Annotated in this window: 9 protein-coding genes; 6 read left to right on the forward strand and 3 right to left on the reverse strand. The window is 45.3% G+C overall.

The annotated features are described in order from the left end of the window. Window positions 1-265 precede the first annotated feature (265 nt). The 6 genes from B2X00_RS02125 to B2X00_RS02150 are packed head-to-tail and all read left to right on the forward strand — an operon-like array spanning window position 266 to window position 6,057. Window positions 266-3,055: a monovalent cation/H+ antiporter subunit A gene (locus B2X00_RS02125; protein WP_290485920.1), complete on the forward strand. Its 2,790-nt coding sequence runs from the start codon at window positions 266-268 to the stop codon at window positions 3,053-3,055. Continuing rightward, window positions 3,056-3,394 (forward strand): Na+/H+ antiporter subunit C, encoded by a 339-nt coding sequence (locus B2X00_RS02130; protein WP_006956446.1) that lies wholly within the window; start codon window positions 3,056-3,058, stop codon window positions 3,392-3,394. It begins immediately after the preceding gene. Beyond that, window positions 3,394-4,926 (forward strand): monovalent cation/H+ antiporter subunit D, encoded by a 1,533-nt coding sequence (locus tag B2X00_RS02135; RefSeq protein WP_006956447.1) that lies wholly within the window; start codon window positions 3,394-3,396, stop codon window positions 4,924-4,926. Before B2X00_RS02130 ends, B2X00_RS02135 begins: the two co-directional genes overlap by 1 nt. Further along, entirely contained in the window at window positions 4,919-5,407 is a 489-nt protein-coding gene (locus B2X00_RS02140; protein ID WP_006956448.1) for a Na+/H+ antiporter subunit E, read from the forward strand. The genes B2X00_RS02135 and B2X00_RS02140 overlap by 8 nt, the downstream gene beginning before the upstream one ends. After that, a complete protein-coding gene (locus tag B2X00_RS02145) occupies window positions 5,401-5,670 on the forward strand; it encodes a K+/H+ antiporter subunit F (RefSeq protein WP_290485921.1) in 270 nt (89 codons plus the stop codon). The genes B2X00_RS02140 and B2X00_RS02145 overlap by 7 nt, the downstream gene beginning before the upstream one ends. Before the next feature lie 12 nt (window positions 5,671-5,682). Beyond that, window positions 5,683-6,057, forward strand: a complete 375-nt coding sequence (locus B2X00_RS02150; protein WP_006956450.1) for a Na+/H+ antiporter subunit G — start codon at window positions 5,683-5,685, stop codon at window positions 6,055-6,057. A 50-nt stretch (window positions 6,058-6,107) separates the two neighbouring features. Here the strand turns inward: B2X00_RS02150 and B2X00_RS02155 are convergent, their stop codons facing one another. The 3 genes from B2X00_RS02155 to rpmC all read right to left on the reverse strand — a co-directional run bounded on the left by B2X00_RS02155 (window position 6,108) and on the right by rpmC (window position 8,120). After that, window positions 6,108-7,529, reverse strand: coding sequence for a hypothetical protein (locus B2X00_RS02155; RefSeq protein ID WP_006956451.1), 1,422 nt, complete (start codon window positions 7,527-7,529; stop codon window positions 6,108-6,110). Between the two features lie 136 nt (window positions 7,530-7,665). Next, window positions 7,666-7,929, reverse strand: coding sequence for a 30S ribosomal protein S17 (gene rpsQ, locus B2X00_RS02160; protein WP_006956452.1), 264 nt, complete (start codon window positions 7,927-7,929; stop codon window positions 7,666-7,668). Continuing rightward, the gene (rpmC, locus tag B2X00_RS02165) at window positions 7,929-8,120 is read right to left on the reverse strand and encodes a 50S ribosomal protein L29 (protein WP_006956453.1); all 192 of its coding nucleotides are present in this window, start codon (window positions 8,118-8,120) and stop codon (window positions 7,929-7,931) included. The genes rpsQ and rpmC overlap by 1 nt, the downstream gene beginning before the upstream one ends. Window positions 8,121-8,137 lie beyond the last annotated feature (17 nt).

Genomic DNA, 8,137 nt, shown 5'->3' on the forward strand with positions numbered 1-8,137 from the left:
GGATCATTTCAGTGCCCCGCTTAGTTAAAAAAACAGACCCTCTCGGGTCGTGCTGCCTTTTGGTTTTTCCCTTATAAAAAGGGCGGCGAATTGTAACAGATAAAAATTTGAAGCGATAGGGTTATCTCACTTTTTTTGTTAATCACCGTATCTCGACCGGTATCAGTTGGCACTCATCCTTTACAATGGTAAAGTCGTAAAACATTGTTTGTGTTTGACTTGTACAGTTCTGTGGAATAGCAACCGAGGCCAGACGTTTTAGCTTATGAACCTATTTTATATTGTGTTCGCGCCAATGATTGGTGCTTTGATTCCTTTACTGCTTCGACGAACGAGTCGACCTGTAAAGACGATAGCGACGATTGCAATACCCATCTCATGCATTTTGGTTGCATGGCCACTTGCCCAGCAAACGCTGGCAGGAGATATTCCCACAGCCATACAGCAGTGGCTACCGAATATTGATTTTGACCTTGCCTTCCGTCTGGACGGCTTATCGCTCCTGTTCGTTAGCCTTATTCTCGGTATCGGTGTGTTGATTGTCCTATACGCCCATTACTATTTGTCTAGTAAAGATAATGACAGTCGTTTCTACGCCTGTTTATTACTATTTATGTCGTCAATGCTTGGCATCGTCACAGCCGATAATGTGCTGTTGATGTGGGCATTCTGGGAACTCACTAGTATATCGTCATTCTTGTTGATAGGTTATTGGTATCATCAAAGTGACGCTCGTCGTGGCGCGCGCATGGCACTTGCAACAACAGGCGCCGGTGGACTAGCACTGCTCGCTGGCTTGCTGATTATTGGGCATATTGCCGGTAGCTACCAGTTGGACGCAATATTTGCCGCGAAAGACGCAATTCAAGCACACAGTTTATATATCCCTGCACTCATTCTGGTATTGTTGGGCGCATTTACTAAGTCAGCTCAATTTCCATTTCAGTTTTGGTTGCCTCATGCTATGGCTGCACCAACGCCTGTAAGTGCTTACTTGCACTCAGCCACGATGGTTAAAGCCGGTATATTTTTGCTTGCGCGCATGCACCCTGCTCTGGCGGGAACCGAGTTTTGGTTTATTACTGTTACGCTCATTGGTCTGATCACAATGTTAGTCGGTGCTTATTTCGCACTACTTAAACACGACTTAAAAGGGTTATTGGCCTTCTCAACGGTAAGCCATTTAGGCCTTATTTGTATGTTGCTTGGAATTGGCTCACAGGCTGCTGTGATCGCGGCGCTATTCCACGTGATTAATCACGCGTGTTTCAAGGCTGGGTTATTTATGACCGCCGGCATAATTGACCATGAGGCTGGCACGCGAGATATGCGCAAGCTACAAGGTCTACTCAAGTTTATGCCGATTACCGCGACGCTTGCGATGATCGTCACTGCATCGATGGCTGGCGTGCCTCCTTTTAACGGTTTTATGTCTAAAGAGCTTTTTTTGGACCAAGCTCTCAACCAACATCTGTTCGGTGGATTAAGTTGGTTTGTTCCTGTACTCGCCACCGTGGGCGCAGCACTATCGGTCGCTTATTCTATTCGGTTTATTCATGATGTGTTTTTTAATGGTGGATACAAGGAGCTTCCAAAACAACCTCATGACCCGCCGAAAATGATGGCATTGCCGGTTCTTATATTGTCACTCATGTGCATTATCATAGGGCTACTCCCAATGCTCACGGTGTCCGGTATATTAAACCAAGCAGTAAGTAGTGTTGTACTCGATAACATAACGGTAAAACTGGCACTCTGGCATGGTTTCAACCTCCCACTGTTGATGAGCGCCGTCGCTATTGTAGGTGGTATTGTTATCTACAGCCAGCGCGATCAACTGTTTACGTTTAATCGTCAGTTTGAAGGGCAAGATGCCAAGCATAACTTCGAGCGTATCGTGCAGTCGATATGCGATAGTGCCAACAAGTTGTTCACGTATATAGATACGGGCTCGTTACAGCGCTACATGGCGTTAGTACTTATTTCCGTCATCGTACTGGTAATTCCGCAGTTGTTTGAAATAGTGACTTTGGAAGGCTCGAGAGAACAACTGCCCGTTGACTTTGTTTCTATTGTCGGTGCTTCTGTGCTCATGGTTGCAGGCTTTGCCACGGCTGTTTTGCATCGTCACCGTTTTATTATGCTTATGATGCTTTCAGTCGTCGGGCTTGTGGTATCGCTATCCTTCGCGCATTTCTCGGCCCCCGATCTCGCTATGACACAGCTGGTCGTCGAAGTAGTCAGCATTATTCTCATGGTACTTGCATTATTTTTTATGCCGCAGAAAACAGCCCGCGCGTCAACCGGGCATCGTGTATTTCGTGATATTTTAATCGCAAGTTTAATCGGTGGTATAGTTGCAACACTAAACTACGGGATCCTGACGAGTGACTTTGAAACGATTTCAGATTTTTTCATTGCGAATGCAAAAACAGGCGGTGGTGGCACTAACGTCGTCAACGTTATCCTAGTCGACTTTCGTGGCTTCGACACTCTCGGTGAAATTACAGTTTTAGCTATTGCCGCAGCGGGAATTCATAAGTTACTCAATAAGCTCAAACCGTTCATGCCGTCGAGCGATATTGATGGACGACCATGGCATCGTATCAAACACCCGCTGATGCTCACTAACGTTGCGAACTTAATCCTTCCGATGGCAATGGTGGTAGCGGTCTACATCTTCCTGCGCGGCCATAATCTGCCCGGAGGGGGCTTTATCGCCGGTCTTATCGCGGCCTCAGCAATGATCCTCCAGTACATTGCTAACGGTGTAGACTGGGTGAAGGAACGATTTAATGTAAATTACCAATCACTCATGTCGTTTGGCGTGATGATTGCGGCATTAACAGGCGTTGGTAGTTGGTTCTTCGACCGGCCCTTCCTTACCTCTTGGTTCACATATTTAAAATGGCCGCTTGTTGGTAAGTTTGAATTCGCAACTGCGTTATTGTTCGATTTGGGGGTATTCCTAACCGTAATTGGAGCCACCATGATGATTTTAAGTAACTTTGGGAAAATGACAACGCGTCATCGTCCGCGTCAGGAGGGGAACTAGATGGAAACATTATTCTCAGTGACCGTTGGTGTTTTAACCGCCTGCAGTGTATTTCTGATCCTAAGAGGTCGTTCATTTCCTGTCGTGGTTGGAATAACCATGCTCTCGTATGCGGTCAACTTATTCCTATTTTCCACAGGCAGGCTCACCATTGACGGTGCACCTATCTTAGGTACGAACACCGAATACGCCGATCCGTTACCGCAGGCACTCGTGCTGACGGCAATTGTAATAGGTTTTGCGATGACCGCGTACTCTGTCATTTTGGCGGTTCGTACACGGGGTGAAATTGGAACGGATGAAGTGAACGAACAAGATAGTGGGGAGTCTTCACGCTGATGTGGCAACAACACCTAGCAATTTTACCAATACTGATACCCTTATTCACAGCGCTACTGCAGCTATTACCCTGGGGCGACCGTCCTCAGCCTAAACGGCGCGCGCTTGGTTTAGCATCAAGTATTCTTACGCTCGTTTGTGCCGCATTATTACTTGTGCACGTTAACCAAAACGGCATGTTAGTCTATGCTTTGGGTGACTGGTCAGCTCCCTTTGGTATTGTACTTGTACTGGATAAACTCAGTACCTTAATGATCCTATTAACCGCTGTATTAGCACTGCCGGTGCTGATCTATGGTTGTTATACCGAAGATAATCTAGGCTCCCATTTCCATGCACTTTTCCAGTTCCAGGTAATGGGCATCATCGGCGCCTTTGCCACGGGCGATCTTTTTAACTTATTTGTCTTTTTCGAGGTGTTACTAATCTCGTCATACGGACTAATGATGCATGGCGGTGGCAAATTCCGGGTACGTTCGACGCTCCATTATGTACTACTAAACTTGCTCGGTAGTGCACTATTTTTGATTAGTGTGGGCACCTTATATGCAACAACGGGTACACTTAACATGGCCGATATGGCGGTTAAGGTGGCTCAGTTATCAGGTGACGAGGCCGCATTGGCGAGAGCTGGAGGCTTCATGTTGCTCGCTGTGTTTGGTATTAAAGCAGCGATTCTTCCGCTACACTTTTGGCTACCGCAGGCCTATTCGACGACCACGGGAGTGGTTGCTGCGCTCTTCGCAATAATGACCAAAGTCGGCGTCTATTCAATCATTCGTGTCTACACCCTTATCTTTGGGCCCGAGGCGAACGAACTCGTTTGGCTCGCAGCAGACTGGCTATGGATACTCGGTATATTGACGTTAATATTTGGCATTATTGGCATGCTAGGTACCCGTGACTTTAGATTACTTGTTGCTTATTTAGTTATCGTTTCGGTAGGCACACTATTAGCAACTTATAGCTTTAGCTCTGCTGCGGGAATCAGTACAGCCCTGTTCTATTTAATTCATTCAACAGTGATCACAGGCGCTTTGTTTTTGCTTGCCGACGTCATGGCATTCGAACGTGGAAAAACAGCTTCTCGTATCGTTACAGGCAAACGTATGGCAAATCACAACACCTACGCCGTTATGTTTCTGATTGCGGCCATCGCAATTATCGGCTTACCTCCATTAAGTGGATTTGCTGGGAAACTCATGATTTTACAAGCCGCACCGGTCTCAACGAGTGGTTTTTGGTTGTGGGGGACAATGCTACTTGCCACCTTAGTGATGTTAATAATGATGAGCCGAACTGGTAGTAAAATGATTTGGCATACTCTGCAGGGTAAACCGAATGAACAATCAGCTCCTATAGGAAAGCGTGTGGCAATCGGGATGTTATTATCGCTCTCATTGATATTAACTATATTTGCTAACCCTATCCGTGACTACACCGATAGTGTTGCTGACGAGTTACTCGATACGCAATCTTACCCGACCACAGTCATTGCGCCTAGTAGCGGCGAGGAGAACCAATATGAGTAAAGTGTTTCCAGCTCCATTTCTAACACTAAGCTTATTTGCTATATGGTTGCTGCTATTTAATTCAATAGCACCTGGTGTGGTGATCCTAGGTTTAATTATAACGACCTTAATACCGCTTTTGTTACGGCCCGCTTGGCCTGATTTTAAAACTATTAAAAAGCCACATTTGGCGCTGGTCTATCTCGTTATTTTGATTTTCGATATTATCGTGGCCAACTTTAAAGTGGCTGCTTTAATCTTAGGCCGTAGAAAGCACCTCAAACCTGCTTTGTTTGTATTCCCTCTGGATATGACAGACGAACTGCCTGTAACAATTTTGGCGAGCACTATTACTCTGACCCCTGGAACAGTGTCTTGCGAAATTACCCGGGGTCGCCGAGGCATACTAATCCATGCTTTTTCTGACGAGACACCAGAAGAAACGATTAACGTGATACGTCAGCGCTACGAGCGTCGCTTGAAGGAGATATTCCAATGCTAACGACTGTAATTCACATAGCGTTCGTACTGTTTAGTTTGTCGATTATAATGAACTTCTGGCGGCTCGCTAAAGGTCCTCATCTACCCGACCGAATTCTTGCACTGGATACAGTGTATATAAACTCGTTAGCACTGCTGTTGTTACTCGGCATCTATCAAAATACACAAACATATTTCGAAGCAGCTCTTTTGATTGCAATGTTTGGTTTTGTTGGCACGATTGCAGCGGGTAAGTTTTTACTCCGTGGTGATTTAATTGAATAAAAGAGGAAACCAATGGAAGCTTTAAATCAATTACCGTTGTGGGTACAGTGGGTGATCGCTTTCTTCATCTTAATTGGTGCGGTATTTGCCTTCATCGGTTCGCTTGGTCTTGCAATATTACCTGACTTTTTTACACGCCTACATGCGCCAACTAAAAATACTACCATGGGAATTGGTGGGACAGTAATAGCAGCAATCATATCGACCTCGGCACAGGGCACTCTCACACTCAACGAGTTGCTGATAGCCATTTTCCTATTTCTAACTGCTCCTATCAGTGCTCACATTCTTGCCAAAGCAGCGCTTCACACCGAGCTCCCAAAATTTGCGCCGACACGAGATTTGCGTGATAAAGAAGACGCCTATCAACATGAAACAGACAAATAAAAAGTGGCGCCGAGGCGCCACTTTCTGCGTTGGATCAAAGTAACTAACCCTTAGAAGTAATAACCAAAGTTAATATTAAAGCGATCATTTACTTCACCACCATCAGTAGCAATATTGCCTCCAATGAACGGTTGGTTCTTGGCCTTCACGTAATCGATATACGTATAAAAACCACCGCCTGCTGCCACGGCAACGCCTAGAACATTCATCCAAGTATCGTCTTGGTAGCCGCGCTTATCGGTTATAATGCTATGATCATTATAGAATGTAAGCGAAGTTATCGGTCCAATGTTTACCGGCAACGTATAGGCCACATTTCCTGTATAAACTTTGGCTTCAGTTGGGATAGCATCATAGTAGGCATAGGCACCCATGTAGACGCCACGATTTTCAACCTTTAAGTCATACTCGTAGTCAGCGTACTGTAGCTGAACATTCCAAGGACCATTGTTGTAGTTACCGTGAACACCCCATGCAAAACGATTACCGACGTTTTGGTTTTCATATTCTTGTGCAGCAGTAAAGCCTTCAGCCGCCGAACCTGAATAGAAGTTATTACCCTGCGCCGATACACCGATTTCTAAGTTTTCTTCATCACTGAACGTAAACTTGCGAGCGGCACGCAATGCATAACTATTGCTTTCACCAATCGGTAACCCAGGTGTGTCATAAGCGCCCTGACCCGGCAGACGAATACCTACAGTATCGTAGTTGTAACGCGCTGTACGGTCTGTTGCTGAGCCATCAACACCACCCTGTTCATCGGACTTGTGATAAGCGATATCGAAATCCCAGTCATCACCGCGGTAAAGGAATCTAATACCGTTATCGTGCTCATCCTCTAACCCAATATAAAATGTTGAGTTGAAAAAGTAGCTGTGAGAGTTATAAGGCATATTACCAAATGGCACTTTAACAACGCCAATTTGGCCTTGCCACTTATCGGTAAAGTTATACCCAAACCAAGCGTGCTTCACGACGTCTTGATACTGGAACCAGCGATATTCAGCAGAGAGAATAACATCACCGATTTCACCATCAAAATTCAAACGGAAAATATCAAAATCTAGGTCGCCCGTGCGGTTTTCATTGTCACGGTCATAGTTATTGTATTCGTATTGAAAACGAACGGCACCGTGTACTTTAATTGGCCAATTTTCGTTTTCTTCCGTTTTCTCTTCGAGCTTAGCTAAGCGTGCCTGAACCCCTGAATCAGCCACTTCTTCGCTTTGCATACGACGAGACCGTTTGGATTTATTAGCATAATCTTTTTTGGACATCATCTCTTGATGATGTTCTTTCATTTTTTCTTTAGCTTTTTCTTGCTTAGCTAAACGCGCCTCGAGATCTGCCAGCTTTTGCTTTAATGCCTCAATCTCCTGCTGAACCGACTCCTGATCCTGCTGCATCGGTACAGCGTAGACTGGGCTGGCAGCCAGCATTGAGGCGGCTAGCACCCAACTTTTCGTCATGTTGTGCTCCTTACTTTAGATGAAAATACGGGTAACGTTATTATTTTGTAATAAAGTATACCGTAATAAACTTTATTTAGATCAAAAAAAAGACCTCCGCAAGGGAGGCCTTTGTATATATTGTTACGAACTGCAATTAGACAATTTCAGCACGTTCAACGATTTCGAGCAATGCCCAAGATTTATTCTTGGAAAGAGGGCGTGATTCGCGAACAATCACGGTATCGCCCATCTTGCACTGATTCTCTTCATCATGTGCGTGTACTTTAGTTGTACGCGAGATGTATTTGCCGTAGATCGGGTGCTTAACACGACGCTCTACCGCTACAGTGATGGTTTTATCCATCTTGTCGCTCACAACTTTGCCTTGCAGTGTACGAACACGTTTTTCTTCAGCCATTACGCACCTGCCTTCTCATTTAAGATGGTTTTAATACGTGCGATATCGCGACGTACTTGCTTCATCATGTGAGTCTGATTCAGCTGACCTGTTGCCGCTTGCATACGCAGATTGAACTGCTCACGACGCAAGTTCAGCAATTCTTCTTGCAGCTGCTCAACGGTTTTTTCTTTAAGTTCACTTGCTTTCATCACATTACCGTCCGAGT

The organism is Idiomarina sp. UBA3162 (assembly GCF_002364475.1).
Lineage (GTDB): Bacteria > Pseudomonadota > Gammaproteobacteria > Enterobacterales > Alteromonadaceae > Idiomarina.

Bases quoted from the DNA above. Each gene is read 5' to 3' on its own strand.
- B2X00_RS02150 (WP_006956450.1), top strand. From the start codon at position 5,683: ATGGAAGCTTTAAATCAATTACCGTTGTGGGTACAGTGGGTGATCGCT.
- rpsQ (WP_006956452.1), bottom strand. From the start codon at position 7,929: ATGGCTGAAGAAAAACGTGTTCGTACACTGCAAGGCAAAGTTGTGAGC.
- B2X00_RS02155 (WP_006956451.1), bottom strand. From the start codon at position 7,529: ATGACGAAAAGTTGGGTGCTAGCCGCCTCAATGCTGGCTGCCAGCCCA.
- B2X00_RS02125 (WP_290485920.1), top strand. From the start codon at position 266: ATGAACCTATTTTATATTGTGTTCGCGCCAATGATTGGTGCTTTGATT.
- B2X00_RS02130 (WP_006956446.1), top strand. From the start codon at position 3,056: ATGGAAACATTATTCTCAGTGACCGTTGGTGTTTTAACCGCCTGCAGT.
- B2X00_RS02140 (WP_006956448.1), top strand. From the start codon at position 4,919: ATGAGTAAAGTGTTTCCAGCTCCATTTCTAACACTAAGCTTATTTGCT.
- B2X00_RS02145 (WP_290485921.1), top strand. From the start codon at position 5,401: ATGCTAACGACTGTAATTCACATAGCGTTCGTACTGTTTAGTTTGTCG.
- B2X00_RS02135 (WP_006956447.1), top strand. From the start codon at position 3,394: ATGTGGCAACAACACCTAGCAATTTTACCAATACTGATACCCTTATTC.
- rpmC (WP_006956453.1), bottom strand. From the start codon at position 8,120: ATGAAAGCAAGTGAACTTAAAGAAAAAACCGTTGAGCAGCTGCAAGAA.